This is a genomic window from Chitinispirillales bacterium ANBcel5 (assembly GCA_029688955.1).
Taxonomy (GTDB): Bacteria; Fibrobacterota; Chitinivibrionia; order Chitinivibrionales; family Chitinispirillaceae; genus Cellulosispirillum; species Cellulosispirillum alkaliphilum.
The window spans coordinates 80,811-98,355 of record JARUKZ010000018.1 but is presented as its reverse complement, the minus strand read 5'-3'; the positions used below and the strand labels follow the sequence as shown (position 1 = coordinate 98,355).

Annotated in this window: 15 protein-coding genes; 12 read left to right on the top strand and 3 right to left on the bottom strand. The window is 41.0% G+C overall.

Translation table 11 applies throughout. The features are described from left to right. Nucleotides 1-859: 859 nt before the first annotated feature. Nucleotides 860-1,303: a hypothetical protein gene (locus QA601_11250; protein ID MDG5815659.1), complete on the bottom strand. Its 444-nt coding sequence runs from the start codon at nt 1,301-1,303 to the stop codon at nt 860-862. A gap of 334 nt (nt 1,304-1,637) precedes the next feature. After that, complete coding sequence (locus QA601_11245; GenBank protein MDG5815658.1) at nt 1,638-2,726, bottom strand: IS630 family transposase; 1,089 nt, start codon at nt 2,724-2,726, stop codon at nt 1,638-1,640. Between the two features lie 177 nt (nt 2,727-2,903). On the opposite strand from QA601_11245, the gene QA601_11240 reads away from it, so the two are divergent. From QA601_11240 to QA601_11225, 4 genes are all read left to right on the top strand, one after another. After that, nucleotides 2,904-5,357, top strand: coding sequence for a glycoside hydrolase family 9 protein (locus tag QA601_11240; GenBank protein ID MDG5815657.1), 2,454 nt, complete (start codon nt 2,904-2,906; stop codon nt 5,355-5,357). A gap of 1,027 nt (nt 5,358-6,384) precedes the next feature. After that, entirely contained in the window at nt 6,385-7,086 is a 702-nt protein-coding gene (locus QA601_11235; protein MDG5815656.1) for a hypothetical protein, read from the top strand. Next, on the top strand, nt 7,083-7,220 hold the full coding sequence (locus QA601_11230; GenBank protein ID MDG5815655.1) for a hypothetical protein: 138 nt from the start codon (nt 7,083-7,085) through the stop codon (nt 7,218-7,220). Before QA601_11235 ends, QA601_11230 begins: the two co-directional genes overlap by 4 nt. Before the next feature lie 510 nt (nt 7,221-7,730). Beyond that, entirely contained in the window at nt 7,731-8,360 is a 630-nt protein-coding gene (locus tag QA601_11225; protein MDG5815654.1) for a hypothetical protein, read from the top strand. Between the two features lie 75 nt (nt 8,361-8,435). On the opposite strand, the gene QA601_11220 is transcribed toward QA601_11225, so the two are convergent. Next, a complete protein-coding gene (locus QA601_11220) occupies nt 8,436-10,565 on the bottom strand; it encodes a DUF4954 family protein (protein ID MDG5815653.1) in 2,130 nt (709 codons plus the stop codon). Nucleotides 10,566-10,969: 404 nt separating this feature from the next. Here QA601_11220 and flgB point away from each other — a divergent pair, with 404 nt between their 5' ends. The 8 genes from flgB to fliI all read left to right on the top strand — a co-directional run bounded on the left by flgB (nt 10,970) and on the right by fliI (nt 17,543). Further along, nucleotides 10,970-11,395, top strand: a complete 426-nt coding sequence (gene flgB, locus QA601_11215) for a flagellar basal body rod protein FlgB (GenBank protein MDG5815652.1) — start codon at nt 10,970-10,972, stop codon at nt 11,393-11,395. A 24-nt stretch (nt 11,396-11,419) separates the two neighbouring features. After that, complete coding sequence (flgC, locus tag QA601_11210) at nt 11,420-11,926, top strand: flagellar basal body rod protein FlgC (protein MDG5815651.1); 507 nt, start codon at nt 11,420-11,422, stop codon at nt 11,924-11,926. A 13-nt stretch (nt 11,927-11,939) separates the two neighbouring features. Beyond that, nucleotides 11,940-12,191 carry a hypothetical protein gene (locus tag QA601_11205; protein ID MDG5815650.1) on the top strand — a complete coding sequence of 84 codons (252 nt, stop codon included), beginning with the start codon at nt 11,940-11,942 and terminating at the stop codon, nt 12,189-12,191. 31 nt (nt 12,192-12,222) lie between these two features. Next, a complete protein-coding gene (gene fliE / locus QA601_11200) occupies nt 12,223-12,522 on the top strand; it encodes a flagellar hook-basal body complex protein FliE (GenBank protein MDG5815649.1) in 300 nt (99 codons plus the stop codon). 62 nt (nt 12,523-12,584) lie between these two features. Next, nucleotides 12,585-14,120, top strand: coding sequence for a flagellar basal-body MS-ring/collar protein FliF (fliF, locus tag QA601_11195; protein MDG5815648.1), 1,536 nt, complete (start codon nt 12,585-12,587; stop codon nt 14,118-14,120). A 142-nt stretch (nt 14,121-14,262) separates the two neighbouring features. Then, a complete protein-coding gene (gene fliG / locus QA601_11190) occupies nt 14,263-15,357 on the top strand; it encodes a flagellar motor switch protein FliG (protein MDG5815647.1) in 1,095 nt (364 codons plus the stop codon). A 12-nt stretch (nt 15,358-15,369) separates the two neighbouring features. Further along, nucleotides 15,370-16,209, top strand: a complete 840-nt coding sequence (locus tag QA601_11185) for a FliH/SctL family protein (protein MDG5815646.1) — start codon at nt 15,370-15,372, stop codon at nt 16,207-16,209. Continuing rightward, the gene (gene fliI, locus QA601_11180) at nt 16,206-17,543 is read left to right on the top strand and encodes a flagellar protein export ATPase FliI (GenBank protein ID MDG5815645.1); all 1,338 of its coding nucleotides are present in this window, start codon (nt 16,206-16,208) and stop codon (nt 17,541-17,543) included. Before QA601_11185 ends, fliI begins: the two co-directional genes overlap by 4 nt. The last annotated feature ends 2 nt before the right edge of the window (nt 17,544-17,545 follow it).

The window sequence follows — 17,545 nt, the reverse complement described above, 5'->3', positions numbered from 1 at the left end:
GTAAAAGTTTGGCTGGCGACACCTCAGGGTGTGGGATACGGAGGTAAAAGTTTGTCACTGGGGCCTCGCATGCCAAATGCCGGGTATTCCCCAAATCCGAGTGATGAAGGGATACCTCATAATTAAGAGATTTTCGAGCCGTTGCGCGTTTTTGGGGTCGGACCAGACGAAATGCCTATTGTAAGGGTGAAAGTTCGGAAAAATTTAGTTTACCGCTGGATGTTTTTTTGGGTCCGCAGTAACGTAAGGTGGTTTGAAACATGATGACTACTGTACATCCAGTGTTGCTTTTGGAGCTCTGAATTTGTTCGTTCAGTTCACGAGCGTCCTAAAGAAAGAATGGTGGCGAAAAGCACAACCCATGTGGAAAAAGAGGTGAGCCTTGTTAAGGAACTGGGGATACCCTATTCTGTATCTAAAGAGAATCGTGCTTCGATCCTCTATCGATGGGCTTTGTGAGGTGTACCATTTTAGATTCTTAGAGCTTGATGAGATGCCTTCCCATCGAGCTCTAAGCCCGGGATATTTGGCTTGAAGATAGAGGTTTTTGCCCATTGCAGCTCAATTTGGGCAATTAGGTTGACTAAATCTGGTCCGACCCCAACGACGCATACTCGGTTTGCCGGCAAACAGAACTGATTACACAATGGATGATTTGTTAATTAACTATATCGGTACTATCGCTGAAGACCACTGGGGCGGGTATCCGCTAATACCGATGATAAGCTGCCTATAGAGTATATCTCACCAAAAACTCATATCACCGATCAGGATAAGGTGCTGATCGGTGAAAGGTATGAGGAGCTCAGCAGGAGAGTGCGGAAGTTGTCATCGGTAAGCAGATGATAATCCAGCTATATTATATGGTCACGTGTTTTAGGCTTTCCAGAAGTTCCCAAAGTTCAATCTCTTCCTCTCTTACTGGGTTAAAAAATGATGTGTCTGAGGTTTGAACCATGCCATTAATCATAATGATTGTATCTGTATTCCCCTTGGAATCAAGGAGAACAATTTTTGTTTTTAAGGCTTCATTGGACCATCTGATCATTATGTCACCTTTTGATGGAAGTGTTCCGAGAAGTTCGACTACTTTCTCAATCGTAGTTTGATCTGATATCTCTTTTTCCTGAAATGGAACAGATGCAATCAGTGACTCATAATAGTGTACCTGGATCTCAGTAATATCAGATCTGTTTAGTTGGGATATCATGGATTTGTTTTCGTAATTATCGTAATTATCGGTACCAACAGAGTTACAGCCGATAAAAAGAGTTGCAGTGATCAGTAATAGGGCGACTTTCATAGTTTTCTTTCCAGTCTAAAGAGATGATGAATTAGAGTTACTGCAATTAAACTTCCAATCTGATAGGTAATATAAACAGCACAGGGGTAAAATAGCAATATTCTACTTAAGAAAGTGTATTCAGGTGTATTTATCGATTGAATTTACGATAGTTACATTCTGACCATTACTGTTAATGGCGGCTATGAAGGCCCCTGGGTGGTGCACCAATTTAGATTCTTAGAGCTTGATGAGATGCCTTCCCATCGAGCTCTAAGCCCGGAATATTTGGCTTGAAGATAGATGTTTTTGCCCATTGCAGCTCCAATTGGGCAATTAGTGTAGCGGAACCTATTTATGTAGAATTAATAACATTTTCCAGCTTAGCTCTTGCTCGTTGAATTTTTTCAAGAATTTTTTCTCCATCAGCATTCCAGCTGTATTTCCGCGGAGATTGATTTCTTTGCTCTAAATATTGATATATATCATTTTCAAGTTCTTTTACACTTGAAAAACTACCATACCTAATACACTCTTCGCTTATATCCCGAAGGAATCTTTCTACCAAATTCATCCAAGAACTACCAGTGGGTGTAAAATGTATTTTGAAACGTGGATTTTTCTCTAGCCACGCTATTACCTTTTCATGTTTATGTGTGCAGTAATTATCTGCTATAATGTGGATTGTCAGATCTTTTGGTGTTTCTCTGTTTATTTGTTTTAAAAAACGTAACCACTCAACATGCGTGTGCTTCTGCTCGATTCTGCTTATTATTTTTCCCTCAAGATAATGCAAAGCAGCAAAAAGTGTTACAGTGCCATGGCGCTTGTAATCGTGCGTTGTAGTCTTTACATACCCATTAAGACCAAGAGGCAGAGATAGCTGTGTTCTCTCAAGTGCCTGACACTGACTCTTTTCATCACAACAAAGCACCAGTGATTTCTCTGGAGGGTCCAAATATAAACCAATTACATCCCAAAACTTTTTTTCGAAATCTTTGTCTGTGGATATTTTGAAAGTTTTCTGTATGTGCGGTTTTAATTCGTTTTTGTTCCAAATTCTACGAACTGTACTATGAGAAACTCCAACGTGTTCAGCCATTTTGCGTGTTGACCATCTTTTAAGAGGTTTAGGAGGCTGGGTAGCACTTGTAATAATCTTCTCAACTTTGCTCAATGGAAGAGATTCTTTTCTTCCCCGCCCTTTTTTATCGATAAGCCCGTTTAGACCCTCTCGCTCAAAACGCTGGCACCACTTATTAACACAAGCGACACTAACATTAAGCTTTTTAGAAACATCTATTTGGCGCATACCCTTGCTGCGCATGAGAATTATCTGAGCACGTGTGTGATCTCGCTTCGAAGTAAGAGAGGAATTAGTGCGACGAGATAACTCTTTTATCTCATCAGATGTTAATTCAATAATTGAGATTGTCTTTGCCATAGAAACAATATAATAAATAGAATCAAATACTTCAACTTAATTGTGTTCCACAACACTAGGTTGCCTAAATCTGGTCCGACCCCAACAACACTGAACCATTTGCATTAATAAACATACTAATAATAGTCACCACAGAACAAAAATGGGCACCATTCACCAAAAAAAAGGAGTATAAAAATGCCTTCAAGGTATTTTACACCTCTAATCATTATGTTAATAACGCTGAGTCTTTCGGCTCAGGAACTGCTTAGAAACGGCAACTTTTCTTCTGGAACTGATGACTGGGACGCCCGGCTTTCAGGTACCGTGAGTGAAGTAACCGGTAGTTGGGGCACGGGACTTCTCTTTGACATAACAAGCGGTGGAAGTCAAATGTGGGATGTACAGATGACTCAGGAGGAAATACACCTACGTCCTGGCTACACTTACACAATCAGCTTCAGTGGCATTGGGAATGGTGGAGACAAACGGGTTGTGTTGGGTATCGGCCAGGATGGCGGAGACTACACCTCGTATATAGAAGCTGATGGGCTTTTTAGAGAGGACAATCTTTCAGAATTTGAGATTGAATGGGAGAACAGTTCTGTTGATGACTCCAGAGCAAGGTTTTTTCTAAATGGTGGTATGTGTAACACCAACTTCACTATTGTATCTATTTCAGTGACAGAATCCCAAACACCGGGTGGCAACCCCAGTGATGAGTTTGCACTGATAAACCAGGTTGGATTACACGTAAGTGGCCCCAAGCAGGCGGTGCTGCGCAACAGCAGCGGGGGCTCCTTCGAGGTGCGAGACAGTGACGGCACGGTTGTGTGGACAGGAGAGGCATCTGCTGAGCGCAGCTACCAACCATCGGAAGAAAGAGTTCGGACAATCGATTTTTCATCAGTAACTCAACCAGGAACCTACGCAGTTTATAAAAACTATACCAAAATCAGTCGTGATTTTGTAATTAGCGAAGATCCATACAAAGAGCTGTCAATTGCCAGTCTCAGATCGTTTTACTTTCAACGTGTTTCAATCGACCTTCTTCCTGAATATGCCGGAATATACGCACGCCCCATGGGACACAGAGATGAGTCCATCGGCCGTTTCTATGATGGTGCGACAGGAGGACCAATTTCCAGCCCCAAGGGCTGGTACGATGCAGGTGATTATGGAAAATATGTGGTAAATTCCGGTATCACGACCTACACGCTTCTTCTTTTATATCAGCACTTCCCTGAATACTTCAAAGATCTTTCGTTAAACATTCCTGAAAGTGGCAATACTACCCCTGACATTCTGGATGAAATCAGATGGAATCTTGATTGGATGTTCACAATGCAGGATATTGACGGTGGAGTTTTCCACAAACTAACCCCTCTCGGATTTGATGGACGGGTTATGCCCCATGAGAGCACTCAGGAGCGTTTTGTGTTTCAAAAGTCCACTGCAGCGGCTCTTAATTTTGCAGCCGTAATGGCCAAAACCAGCCGCATCTTTACCCCTTTTGACAAAACCTTTGCCGATGAATGCCTTGAAGCCGCAAAGAGAGCATTTGCCTGGGCGCAAGCTAATCCCGAGATCTATTTCACAGAAAACCCTGAGGGATCCAATACCGGCATGTATGATGACACCTACGTTGAAGATGAGTTCTACTGGGCAGCAGCAGAGCTCTATGCTTCGACCGATTCATCTGAATACCACTCCTATTTGCTAACAATCCCCACGCTTACAACCCCGGACTGGCAGGGTACAGGAGGTCTGGGACTTTACACGATTCTAAGCAATGACAGCAAATTTGACAGCACAGTTATAAGCCTTGCCAGGGATCGGCTCTTGCTTCTTGCAGACACACTACTCGACAATCAGCAAAACGGCTATATCGTTTCCATGGAAGTGCCTGATTTTGTCTGGGGTAGTAACAGCGTGGCTGCCAATCAGGGGATTGCACTTCTGCATGCCTACTACGTAACCAGCGACCCGAAATATTTGAATGCCGCGTTTAACCAGATAGATTACCTTCTTGGCCGCAACCCACTTGACCTTTCTTTTGTCACTGGTTTTGGACGAAGATCACCCCAAAATCCTCACCACAGAGTCATGGACGCAGATGGGATTGCAGCACCTATCCCGGGATTTATAGTGGGCGGTCCGCAAAGCCACAATAACCCCGATATTACTGAGGATGGATGCGAAACATACGTCAATCTTCCGGCCACTTCTTATATAGATCACTGGTGCAGTTACGCAGCCAACGAAACCGCTATAAACTGGAGCGCCTCCTTCTCTTACCTTTCCAGTGCGCTTGTTGCCTTGTATTCTGGTCATGAAGTACACGGTTTCGCTCACACAACAAGTAGTACTCGCCAGCCATTTGCGAAATCAAGAAGAGATAATGGCATTACTCTTAACATGCAAACCACTGGTGCCAAACTTAGCATAAGGTTCTCAGAGCCCCGGAACGGTGTTTTCGATGTAAGCATCTACAATCTTAGTGGCAGACGTGTTCACTTCTCCTCACATCATCGTTCTGCCGAAGGAGAAATGAACATATCGCTCAATGACTCAAAACTTAGCAGGGGCGCATTTATAGTTAAAGTAACAGAAGGCAATTTCAGCTACAGCAACAAAATAATAGTACGCTGAGACCACTCTTTTGAATGAGAACGGGGCTGCCTGGAACCTTTAATTTCCAGGCAGCCCTATTTCTTATTAGTGTCCAAGCGCACGTAGTGGGTCTAATTCTATGGGGTAGGTAGTGGTTTATGTATGATGTATTAAAAGAGTTAACGAAGCTGGTGTTGGCTACTAATTTTTTAGGTATTGGTTCTGGTTAAGGAACTGGGGGCACCCTATTCTGTATCCCAAGAGAATCGTGCTTTAAACCTTTATCGATAAGGCTTGGGAGGTGCACATTTTAGATCCTTAGAGCTTGATGAGATGCCCTTCCATCGAGCTCTAAGCCCGGGATATTTGGCTATAAGAGAGATGGTTTTGCCCATTGCAGCTCAATTTGGGCAATTCGGTTGTTCAATTCTGGTCCGACCCCAATTACGGCAAGGGAATCAAACCATCCTGAAGCACTGCAAGCTGTAAAAGGAGCCCATGCAGCGAGGGTCCGCGTGAGCCATACCCCCCCAATCGTTGCTCTACGGGCCAAATTCAGCTATATTTGAACAGCCACATACCCCAAGACCAACGCCAGGAAAAAACGATACAAGATGTTCAATGTTCGTTTGCGCGGGGTGGGGTGGCAGTGGTCGGATATGGCGTGAACAGAGAAGAAGAAAATGTCCTATCCATTTGATAATAAGAACATATTCGCTTAATATGTCTGTAATAGTATTCAAATTGATATTAAATATAAGGATTGATTTTATGAAAAAAACAACGAGGTTAATGGTATGACATGTCATTTTGTGAGTCACATGAAAAGGATAAGTTATAAAAAGTTTCTGGAGTAATTGCAGTGAATAATAATACAGTTGTAACATTAATTGGTAATGGTGATGAAAGTAAGCTAAAAAAAACAGTAGAAAGAGTTGGCTATAAGTTTGCAGGAATCGAGTGAACAAAAAGTGTGTAGCACCTCATACATTATGAACTGATGGGTGTTTTTTTTGTTAATTAGCAGCAAGTTTGTAACTAAAAATCAAATACAAAAGGTGTTTTAATGTATAAATATAACAGTCTAATAATTTCTTCTTTATTTTTAGTTTTGTTAGTTTTACCTGTCACAATAAGTTATGCAGAAGAATATGATTGGGATGAAAGTAATGATTATTTTATCGAAAAGGTGATAATAGCCTTGCAAGAAGGGAATGAAGATGAGTTATTAAATCAAGATTTTGGCTTAAAACAAGCTGTTGATTTTGATTTGGAATATGTCGGGATTGATCCTGAAATAAAGATTGAGAATATTGTGAATGGTGATATGGTTCCATTTTCTTCGATAATGGATGACATTTTGTTTAACTTTATGTACTTATTAGATTTGAAGAATGACGGAGAAACAGATTTTGCTTTAGTAGAGCTTATCTATAAAGGATCTGCTAGATTAAAGGACTTTTTTTTGTTTAAAAGAAATGATTGTGGTGAATTTGAATACCTTAAATATACTGATGCAAGAAGCTTAATCCGGGATTATTACTTTTTAGATAATGATAAGGTTTATGCTTTAGATTTTGCTATTTTAGAAAAATATACACGAGTATGTGCTTTGAAATATATAGATGGAAAGTTTTATAAGATAGCAGAAATAGAAATCATGAGAGGAGAAGAAATATATCAGCTTGAGATAAATAAAAATGACTCTCTGTTTAAAAAAATAAAAACTTTATCAAATCAACTTTTAAGTGATTTTGGAGAAAAATGAAAGCACTTCAGGTAGAAGATCTTTTAACAGAGCAAGAATTTAATGAAATAATAAGTCAAACTGAAAAAAGTTGGCAAGCTTTCAAAAACAAGAATCATTGGCTTAAGGCAGATATTAATAATGACGGAAATTAAGAAATTATATACAGAAACTGGTGGCTTCCAGGACAACATAAATCCAAGTATTTTAAGACAGTATAAATATTTTATTAATAGAAAATAAAGCTATGGAGATTGTAAATCAATACATAGTAGAATATAATAGAAGGATAAAGGTGGAAGTTTTTGATTAATAAGTTTAAATATTATCACATTAACTTCTTCTTATAAGCCAATAGTACACTAAAAGATGGTACTGAATTGGTGTGGATAATAGAGGGTCAAAAAACAGATATTTTGAAACTTTGAATCAACCGAGATTCGACCATACCGTTGGTGGACTCTGATGCATGAACACTAAAGGAAATGCTTAGGTAATCTTAAAGCGTTATTAGAGTGCTGATTTGAACTTCAATGATTAATCTGTATGTGGCCGATGGTTTTAGTTCTGCTGTGAACAGCAGAGCAATATCACCGGAGATCTATCACGCCTCATATACAGCACAAGTCCTTATGACACCTAAATAATAATTCGGATTGAGTAAAATGACCAATTCAAAAATGATGGATAATAAAACAAGTAAATCATCTCCACAACTGGTAACAAGAAATTTTTGTCGAAGTATTGAACTAATCGAGCGTGCTGCTGGAAATATGACATTCGAACTAGATATCCCTAACTACTCAATGATGGCGATTTTTATGACAGTGGGAGCAGTAGAAGCTTTCCTTAATACATTTTTTCGTGAATTAGTTGAGCAACCACCATATCTGGAATTGAAGAATAACGTCCTTCAGCAAATGACAGATCGACGTTTTGGATTGGAGCAAAAGTTACGGAAATGGCCAGAAATGTTTTTTAAGAAAAATTTTATAAACACAAAACCAGGCAAGGCATTTGAAGAATATAGGCGAATTCGCAATGCGTTACTCCATTTTCAACATACATATGAAGAATTAGATTGGCATGACACCAAACTCATAGGGTTAACGAATACCAGTTTATTTGACACTCTTGATACCAGCTACATTTACAACGCCAAATCCACTGTGTGCAATTTTTATTCTGAAATATTTCGAATGGCTGGGCACAAGGAAACCCAAATAGAACAATTGGTTCGAAACTGGACAGGGTATTTTGATCCAAACAAAACTAATAAACAATTGAAGATGTAGAGTACTTTTTTTGTTTTTGAATAAGTACACCTAACCCTACAACAAAACCAAAGGCGAATGATATAAGGCCCGAGTCTACTTCCAACTGCTATCAACTGTTCTAAGCTCTTCGATTTTCTCCTTCAAACGCCTCATCTCCTGCTCAGTCTCTAAAATAACACCGTCATCACTGAGCGGGCCAAGTACACTCTCCATCTCTTTGCTGTTATCATAAACTGAGAGCCGAAATGGTGATAAATAGTCCTTTTCTCTGGAAGAGCGGGTTAAGTAGGCTATTTTTTCACAATCAGCCGCACAGGAATCAAGATCATGTAAAAAGTCTTTAGAACCGTAACTCTCTTTTCCAAGACCATTTAATGCAGTAAGCGAGCTTAGAGCGTGTTGGACTACCTTATCTTTATAACTGCCTTCAAGCTTTTTGTAGAATTCATGTACCTGATTCCAATCCTTTATGTTACCAGAGTAGACTCTTTCTTTTAAGTCGCTAAGATCTGCTTTGGAGAGCAGCATTCCGGCACAGTTTACCCAATCAACAGAACGCTTCTCAGGCATTAGATCCTTTATTTGGCTAAACGTTAAGGGGCTTTTTTGGTAATTAACGATACTCTTTATGGCATAATAACGAATCATCATTTTGTAGGCTGACCATGCAGAGCAACAGTTCTTCACCCACATATTTTTGTTCCCGCGCTCAACATTATCCACAGTGATCGTTAACGATGAGCAGATTTCAGGCTTTTTCGTTAAAAGCTCATTTCCCTTTGCTATGAGTTCTTTATCAGATAAACCGTTTATTCTACCGTACTCTTTTATATAAAAGGATTTACCTACTAACAGTTCAAGCAAATCCATAGCTGAAAACATCTCCTCCACAGTGTCGGGAGCGAGTACTTCATGTTCGATAAACTGGTGGCGATGAACTCTCTTATCCCTCTTTTTAAATTTCAGGGCATTTCTCATAAATGCATACATGTCATGGGTGAACCAGAAGGCCGGAATAAGTACTGTTGAGTTGTTCTCTCTATCCGGGCAGAGAAGTGAAAAGGGAAGTTTAAGATCTATTTCGGAAGGGTAATCGCCCTTTGCGATCATGGTGAAGGAAGCAAAAGAGCTGTTGTGTTTAAGCGAAACACACAGCCCCGGCCAAAAGCCGCGCTTTGCCCACACCTCTCCGTCATTAACACGGCTGTTGTGGTTTGAACCAATTGTTGCGCCTGCCGCGATATTACTCTGACCACCGATCATTGAGGCGATAAGAAATGAGTTGTTATGATGCTGCGCGTGGGAAGGGGAGAGAAGCGCATTTGCTATTTCACAGCAACACACATGGGCGTTATCACCGATAAATGATTCGGTTATTCGCGAACACTGGCTTACAGAAACAGCAGTCCCCGATACACTGGAATAGAGTTGAGTGGCAGTTTCGATTGTGTTACCATAGCCAATGATTGAATCTTTAATGATAACTGCAGAGCCGATAACGGTTGGTTCAGAGAGATCGGATAGTATGGTCACATTTTCTAATCGCTCAGCCGAATCTATAACAGTCCCTTCCCCAATGATTGCATTTCTGATGCTTTTTGCATTTATAACAACCGATTTAGCTGAAATGACTCCTTCCTTACCTGCCACCGTTTTAGCAGCCTGGGCACTGAAGGCCTGGAAATTTTCGAGCAACTGAAGATCATCTCTATATTTTGACCATATAAAAGCATCTGTGCAATTAATCCCAATGAAAGGTAAAATGGCCCTGCCACCATTTTCATTAATAATGCTTACTTTGTTGACCTCTTTTCCCCATCTATCTATCCCTGTTCCAAAACAGGGTTCTTCAGAACAATCCACTTCAGCACAGTTAAACAGTATTACCTCGCTGTTAATCGAGACGTTTTTGCAGTAGGACACTTTATGCATGGCCACATTGTCCTCGATAATACAATCGGTGATAAAGCTGTCATAGATTCCTACCGGCAAGATAAGGTTATCGTGGGAAAGGGATTCTTTGGAAAAGGAACCGATATAAACACTGCCCCAAAATGTACAACCATGAACCCTTGAAGGATCAAAGCCATCTTTTACATATATAGTTTTCCAATCAATTGCTCTGTTTCTGTTTTCTGTGAGTGATTTCTTCTCCTGCTCATTCAGAGGACGGTAAGCAGAGGTATCTATAGTCACGATCAGTTTTTCGGTTTCTTTGATCATACTTAGCTCCGGTCTACAGATTTTGAATTGGGGTTATTTGATCGCAGTTTTGGTGTTATAACTAACAGCAAATTTCCTACCCTAAAACATAAAAATAACCTTTGAGCAAACAGATAACTAAAAGATTAGGAATTTTGTGATTTCATGAAATTATTCTATTTATGAAGCAGATACAGTTGGTGGGGAAAAAAGCTCCTCATGACCGGCAAGTATTACCGCTTTGATACTGCGAATGTTTGCTAAAACATTCCTTACTTTCAGCATAGACATTTCAGTGCAATGTTGGTATAATCAACCACATAGTTAATTTAGCTAACGTTGAGCATCAGTTTGGTTCATCCGTTGAAAGAGGTGGCATACCTATTGCATATTAGAGCGTTCAAACGTACTACAAAGGGAAAGTTATGCTAAGAGAAGCACTTTTTAACCGAACTCCAAATCCGGTAGTGAAGAAGAGCCTTGATGCATCGATGTTAAGAAGCCGTGTGATCGCCAATAATATCGCCAATGTGACCACCCCCGGCTATCGTCGTGTGGAGGTTTCATTTGAAGATGAGTTGAGGAATGCACTAAGCTCCACCAGGCTCAAAGGGAGCCAAACCAATAACAATCATATGAGACTTGGAAGAAGCGGTGTTGGTGATGTAAATGCCAGAGCCTATAAACCAAACGATCCAACGTTGCCAAGTGGGGTAAATAATGTTGATATCGATATGGAGATGGCCAAGCTGGCAGAAACGCAAATAATGTTTAACTACGGGTTACGGTTTAATCAGGGCACCTACAGAAAGCTCAATGCTTCGATTCAGGGCAGAGCATTGCCACTATAATAACGGAATAAGGAGTATTATTCTATGTCGATGACAGGTATTTTTTCGGGGCTTTCAATAAGCGCATCGGGGATGAGAGCACAACGAACGCGCCAAAACACCATCTCTTCAAATCTGGCCAATGCAGAGACAACCCGAACACCTGAAGGTGGTCCCTACAGAAGGCAGTTTGTGGTGTTTAATGCTCAGAGTGATAAACGGGATGTACGGATTTTAAATAAAGAAGTTGCTCTTGAAGGCAGGAGCTCTTCAAGCAATCATATGCCTATTCCATCGTCTAATTTTCCCCGCGATGAACGGTTCTTTGGAAGTGGTGTTGAGGTTTCAGAGATAAGGGAGGATTCACGTCCCGCAAGGATGGTGCATGATCCGGCACATCCGGATGCAGATGAACGGGGATATGTGGCGATGCCAAACGTAAACGTTATTGAAGAGATGACCAATATGATCGCTGCAACCAGAGCATATGAGGCCAATGTAACAGCGTTTAATGCAACCAAAAGTATGCTTATGCAGGCACTTCAAAGTTAGGGGATAGAGAAGGATGAATACACAGGGTGTTAATTCTCAGGACTCCTGGGCACAGTTTATGAAACTTACCTCGCAGGCCAGAGCACGAAACAGCACCGCTTTTAACGGTAAAACTGATACCAATCAAAAAGCAGGAGCCAAGAGCACTATCTCCAGAGAGGTAAAGATGTTTCAATCTTCAAAGCTTCCTTCAGTGAATCTTCAATCTGCCGATAAAGCTAAAAGTGGGAAGACTCTTGGTTCAAAATTCGATGCCTATGCTTAAAGCATAACTGTATACTGGAGGGATTAAACTTATGAATATCAATCAAATAGGACCGGTTGGAAACACAGGGGGCGATTCACCGTTAAAACCTAAAAAAACGTCTTCTGGTGCTCCCTCTTTTAAGGATACTATGAATGGATTCCTAAAAGATGTTAATGATATGCAAAATAAAGCAGATCAATCCATAAAAAAAATGGCTGCCGGTGAAATCACTGATGTTCATCAGGTAATGTCTACCGTTGAAGAGGCCAATGTGGCGTTTAATATGATGATGGAAATTCGAAACAAGGTAATGGATGCATATCAGGAAGTTATGCGAATACGACTCTGATGTGTTATCAATAGAACTGGCTGAAATTTTACTCTGCAAAGAGCTTTAGGGGAAGAAACAGAATGTCGGATTTTTTTAAGCAGTTAATTACTCAGCTTTCTGCTGTGTGGCAGAAACTTTCGCTTCAACAAAAAATTATTACCTCTGCCCTGGTAGGGTTTACCCTCTTTGGGCTGGTAGGACTTCTTATCTGGTCGCATAGTACGGGATCGACCGAAAGCGGCTATAGAGTCTTATACTCAAATCTGGATATCGAAGATGCTTCTCTTATTACCGAGCAGCTTGATAATCATAATTTCCGGTATCGTATGCAGAATAACGGAAGTACAGTAACGGTACAGGCCTCACAGCTCTATGAGGCACGGATGGCACTTGCACGTGAAGGACTTCCCCGAAAACGTGGGTTGGGGTATGAGTTGTTTGATGGTAACAATTTTGGAATGACCGATTACGTCCAGAAGCTTAATCACCGGCGTGCCCTTGAAGGGGAGATTCAAAGAACGATTGAGGGGCTTTCTGAAGTCAGGAGTGCCAGAGTTCACATAGTTATTCCCGAAAATACCATCTTTTTGGACCAGCAGCAGGATTCAAAGGCGTCGGTAGTATTAAATCTTACCCATGGTAATCAGCTATCAAGAGACCAGGTGCGGGGAATAAGCTATCTGGTCTCATCCAGTGTGGATGGACTTAGCCCCGAAAATATTTCAATCCTCGATTACAACGGCAGGCTTCTCTCAAACCCTTATGCACAGGATGAAACCGCCATAATTAGCTCCAGAAATATGGAACTACAGCAAAATGTGGAACAGTATCTTGAAAAAAAGTCAAATCAGCTTCTCTTAAATATCCTTGGTCCTTCCAAGGCATATGTGAATGTTTCTGCTGTGTTAGACTTCGACAGAGTTGAAAAAACAATCGAGAGGTTTGATCCCGAAAGCAGAGTTATAAGATCTGAAGAGTTGATTGAAGAATTTACCAAGAATGCTCCTGATGGTGATCACACGCGCGAACGCTCACTTACCAATTATGAAATCAACAGAACCCTTGAGCAGGTGGTTAGAGAAGTCGGTAATATAGAACGCCTCACTGTTTCGGTAGCTGTGGACGGAAGGTATCAACAGGGTGAAAATGGTGAGCAAATTTATGTGGAGCGTAGTCCCGAGGAACTTCAAAACATAGAAGATATAGTGAGAAACGCGGTTGGATACGATATCACCCGTGGCGATCAGATTACAGTTTCGGCGATTCAGTTTGATAATGAATTTCTAAGACGCGAACAAATGGATATGCAAAACAGAGAGCAGTGGGAGTTCTGGATGACTATTGCCAAATATGTTCTAATTTTCATTATTGCTCTGGTGTTTATGGTCTTTCTCAAATATGTGGCCGGAATACTGTCTGAAGCAATGAATCCACCCGTTCCGGCAATGGAAAACTTTGGAATTACAGAAGATATTATACCAGAAGTTCCCGAAGATGTCAGATATCATTCTGAAATTCTTGAAAGAGTAGAGATGATGACCAGAGAAGAGCCTGATAATATCTCCTCTATTATTAAAGAATGGCTTTCTCAGCCAGCACCAAAACGAAAAAAGTAGTACACAGATCTTGAAATAAATGGTGTGGATGGTATAATAGATTGTAGTAATTTTTTTCTCCAACTCATTGTTGTGGGGTGATATAAGAATTACTACAAAGAGCGCATTTAGCCATTGGTACCATTTAATGAAGGTCTGAATTATGCCCATTTTAGATCGCAACGAAAAAGCAGGTTTCTATAAAGAAAATTATGTATCCCCCAAAGATTCCAAGAAACCCAAAGCGGTAGATGTATCAGGTATTCCGGGTCCTGCTAAAGCCGCAATCGTTATGGTTGCTCTTGGGTCTGAAGCTTCCGGCCAGATCTTTAAAAATCTCGATGAAGCAGATGTGGAGCGTCTTTCCACCGAAATTGCACGATTGGAAAACGTTCAACCTGAAATACGCGAAGCTATTCTGGAAGAGTTTCACGAAATTGCAATGGCCCACCAGTACATCTCCCAGGGCGGAATCGATTATGCACGTGAAGTGCTTGAAAAAGCACTGGGATCTCGCAAAGCCAAGGAGATACTGGAAAAAGTTCAGCAAACTATAAGAACAACAGGATTTAATCTTTTAGAGAATATCGACCCAAAACAGCTGGTCAATTTTATTCAAAAAGAACATCCCCAAACCATTGCCCTTCTTCTTGCACATATGAGCGCGACCAACGCAGCTCCGATCATCTCCTCCTTACCCCAGGAGTTGCAGGTGGACGTTACAACAAGAATCGCAACCATGGAAAGCATCTCACCAGAAACCCTCGATCAGGTCGAAGAGGTGCTGGTCAGTCAGATAAAATCCTTGTTTGGCGGTGATGTATCTGAGGTTGGTGGTGTTAAAGCAGTTGCAGAGATGCTTAATAGCGTTGATCGGGGAGCTGAGAAGAATATTCTTGGAAATCTGGAAAGAGACAATCCTGAACTTGCCACCGAAATTAAAAACCTTATGTTTGTCTTCGAGGATGTGCTTCTTCTGGATGATCGCTCGATGCAGCGGGTATTAAAAGAGATAGATACCAAGGAACTTTCTATGGCGCTCAAGGGTGCTTCAGAAGAGCTTCAGGACAAATTCTTCAGAAATATGTCATCACGTGCTTCTGAAATGATAAAGGAAGATATGGAGTATATGGGCCCGATCCGGCTAAAAGATGTGGAAGAGGTTCAGCAAAGAATTGTTGATGTGGTCAGAAGGTTGGAAGAGGATGGCGAAATCATAATCAGTGGTCGCGGTGGCGAGGACGACATAGTCGTATAAAGGTGAAGTGCTATGGATAATAACAATTTTGAGGAAGAAAATGTTCCAACCCTTATAGATCAGCTCCTCAAAGCCAAAGATCCTGCTTCGGTTGGGTTGAAGAAAATTCTTCGCAAAAAGGTTGAGGAACACAACGACTTCCCACTTCATGCCCCCAATCTGGAATCATTTGATACTCCTGATAAAAGCGGAATCTTAAGCGCCGATGAAAGGCATATTCTTGAGCTTGAAAAAAAGATTCTTGAACTGAAAAATCAGATTACAAGAAAAGAGAATATCGCAAAACAGGCAGTTAATAACGCGTATAACAAGGGCAAAAAGGAGGGGGTTGCTGAAGGGGAAATCCTCGGTAAAAAAAGAGCTGATGAAGAATATAACGCACAGTTAGAAAAGCTTCAGCAGAATATATTAACTGTCCTTCAAAACCTGGAAAAATCAAAAAAGGAGATGATCTGGCGCTCTGAAGGTGCTGTGATGAGGGTATCGTTTGCAATCGCTAAAAAAATAATCGGTGCTGAGTTGTCCACTAATCATGAACTAGTGCTGAAAGTTATTAAAAAAGCTCTTAGCTCCATATCACAAAAAGAGGATATCATTATACGAATATCTCCTCAGGATTTAGAAACTGTTAAGAAGGGAAAAGAGTTCTGGGCACCGGTAAGTGAACGACTTAAGGATATTGTAATCGAAGAGGACAACAGAATAGACAAGGGGGGGTGTATAATTGAGTCGGGGAACGGATTAGTCGATGCAAGAATCGATGTTCAGATGGAGGAAATAAATTCATTGATTGAAAAAAGTTGGTCACAGCAAACAGAAGGTCAATCTCCAACCATCCCGGATGATTCATGATACTTTTTCAAAACGAGATCGAAGAACGGCTAAATTATCTACTCGATACGGTAAATGCTTCAGAACCGATCAGGATTCATGGGCGAATTATCGAAGTCATTGGATTGATGATAGTTTCAAATGGTCCGGCTGCATCAATTGGAGAAATCTGTAACATTGAGAGAAATGGTATCAGAGTTGGACAAGCCGAAGTTGTGGGGTTTCGAAAGAAAAATACTCTTCTGATGCCTCTTGGAACCATTGAAGGTATACACCCCGGGCTCACTGTATCTGCCACAAGACATCCATTGATGGTTTCTACCGGTGAAAATCTACTGGGAAGAGTGTTAAATGGTTTAGGTGTTCCTATTGATAACAAGGGACCACTTAACACCATCGATAAAAGATCGGTCTTCTCTGCTGTTCCAAACCCACTAAGCCGAAACCGAATAACCGAGCCATTTCATACCGGTATCAAAGCAATCGATAGTTTGATCACCATAGGCAAAGGTCAGAGAATGGGAATCTTTGCGGGAAGTGGTGTTGGAAAAAGTGTTCTGATGGGCATGATGGCTAAAAACTGCAAATCAGATATTAATGTCATTGCCTTAATCGGTGAGCGGGGAAGAGAGGTAAGAGAGTTTATTGAACGTGATCTTGGACCTGAAGGTATGGCCAGGTCGGTGCTCGTTGTGGCCACAAGTGACCAACCTGCTCTAATAAGAATAAAAGGTGCTCTTATTGCTGCTTCCATTGCCGAATACTTCCGGGATCAGGGTAAAAATGTTCTTTTTCTGGCAGATTCAATTACCCGCCTTGCAATGGCACAACGGGAGATAGGACTTGCTGTAGGCGAACCCCCTGCCACCAAAGGGTACACGCCTTCGGTTTTCTCGCTTCTACCACAATTTCTGGAAAGAGCCGGAAATTCTGATAAGGGTACCATTACAGGGCTTTTTACGGTGTTGGTGGAAGGTGATGATATGGATGAGCCTATAGCTGATACTGCCCGATCGATTCTTGATGGTCATATTGTGCTATCAAGGAAACTTGCACACCAAAACCACTTTCCAGCTATTGATGTGCTTGAAAGTATATCAAGGTGTATGAATGATATCGCAAAAAAGGAACATGTATCGATCAGCAGTAGAATAAAAGATCTTATGGCAGCTTACAGAGAAAATGAAGATCTGATCCAAATTGGCGCATATGTAGCGGGAACCAATGAAAGAGTGGATAGAGCAATAAAAATTCAGCAACATATAAAAACATTTCTACGCCAATCAACTGATACATCCTCTGATTTTGATGGAAACATTAAAAAGTTAAGAGAGCTCTTAGCTGCTGCAGGATAAAG

What these genes read in the sequence shown, in the direction of transcription:
- QA601_11245 (MDG5815658.1), bottom strand. Translation starts at nt 2,726, where the DNA reads ATGGCAAAGACAATCTCAATTATTGAATTAACATCTGATGAGATAAAA.
- QA601_11220 (MDG5815653.1), bottom strand. Translation starts at nt 10,565, where the DNA reads ATGATCAAAGAAACCGAAAAACTGATCGTGACTATAGATACCTCTGCT.
- flgC (MDG5815651.1), top strand. Translation starts at nt 11,420, where the DNA reads ATGTCGATGACAGGTATTTTTTCGGGGCTTTCAATAAGCGCATCGGGG.
- QA601_11235 (MDG5815656.1), top strand. Translation starts at nt 6,385, where the DNA reads ATGTATAAATATAACAGTCTAATAATTTCTTCTTTATTTTTAGTTTTG.
- QA601_11225 (MDG5815654.1), top strand. Translation starts at nt 7,731, where the DNA reads ATGACCAATTCAAAAATGATGGATAATAAAACAAGTAAATCATCTCCA.
- fliF (MDG5815648.1), top strand. Translation starts at nt 12,585, where the DNA reads ATGTCGGATTTTTTTAAGCAGTTAATTACTCAGCTTTCTGCTGTGTGG.
- QA601_11185 (MDG5815646.1), top strand. Translation starts at nt 15,370, where the DNA reads ATGGATAATAACAATTTTGAGGAAGAAAATGTTCCAACCCTTATAGAT.
- QA601_11230 (MDG5815655.1), top strand. Translation starts at nt 7,083, where the DNA reads ATGAAAGCACTTCAGGTAGAAGATCTTTTAACAGAGCAAGAATTTAAT.
- fliE (MDG5815649.1), top strand. Translation starts at nt 12,223, where the DNA reads ATGAATATCAATCAAATAGGACCGGTTGGAAACACAGGGGGCGATTCA.
- QA601_11205 (MDG5815650.1), top strand. Translation starts at nt 11,940, where the DNA reads ATGAATACACAGGGTGTTAATTCTCAGGACTCCTGGGCACAGTTTATG.
- QA601_11240 (MDG5815657.1), top strand. Translation starts at nt 2,904, where the DNA reads ATGCCTTCAAGGTATTTTACACCTCTAATCATTATGTTAATAACGCTG.
- flgB (MDG5815652.1), top strand. Translation starts at nt 10,970, where the DNA reads ATGCTAAGAGAAGCACTTTTTAACCGAACTCCAAATCCGGTAGTGAAG.
- fliG (MDG5815647.1), top strand. Translation starts at nt 14,263, where the DNA reads ATGCCCATTTTAGATCGCAACGAAAAAGCAGGTTTCTATAAAGAAAAT.
- fliI (MDG5815645.1), top strand. Translation starts at nt 16,206, where the DNA reads ATGATACTTTTTCAAAACGAGATCGAAGAACGGCTAAATTATCTACTC.
- QA601_11250 (MDG5815659.1), bottom strand. Translation starts at nt 1,303, where the DNA reads ATGAAAGTCGCCCTATTACTGATCACTGCAACTCTTTTTATCGGCTGT.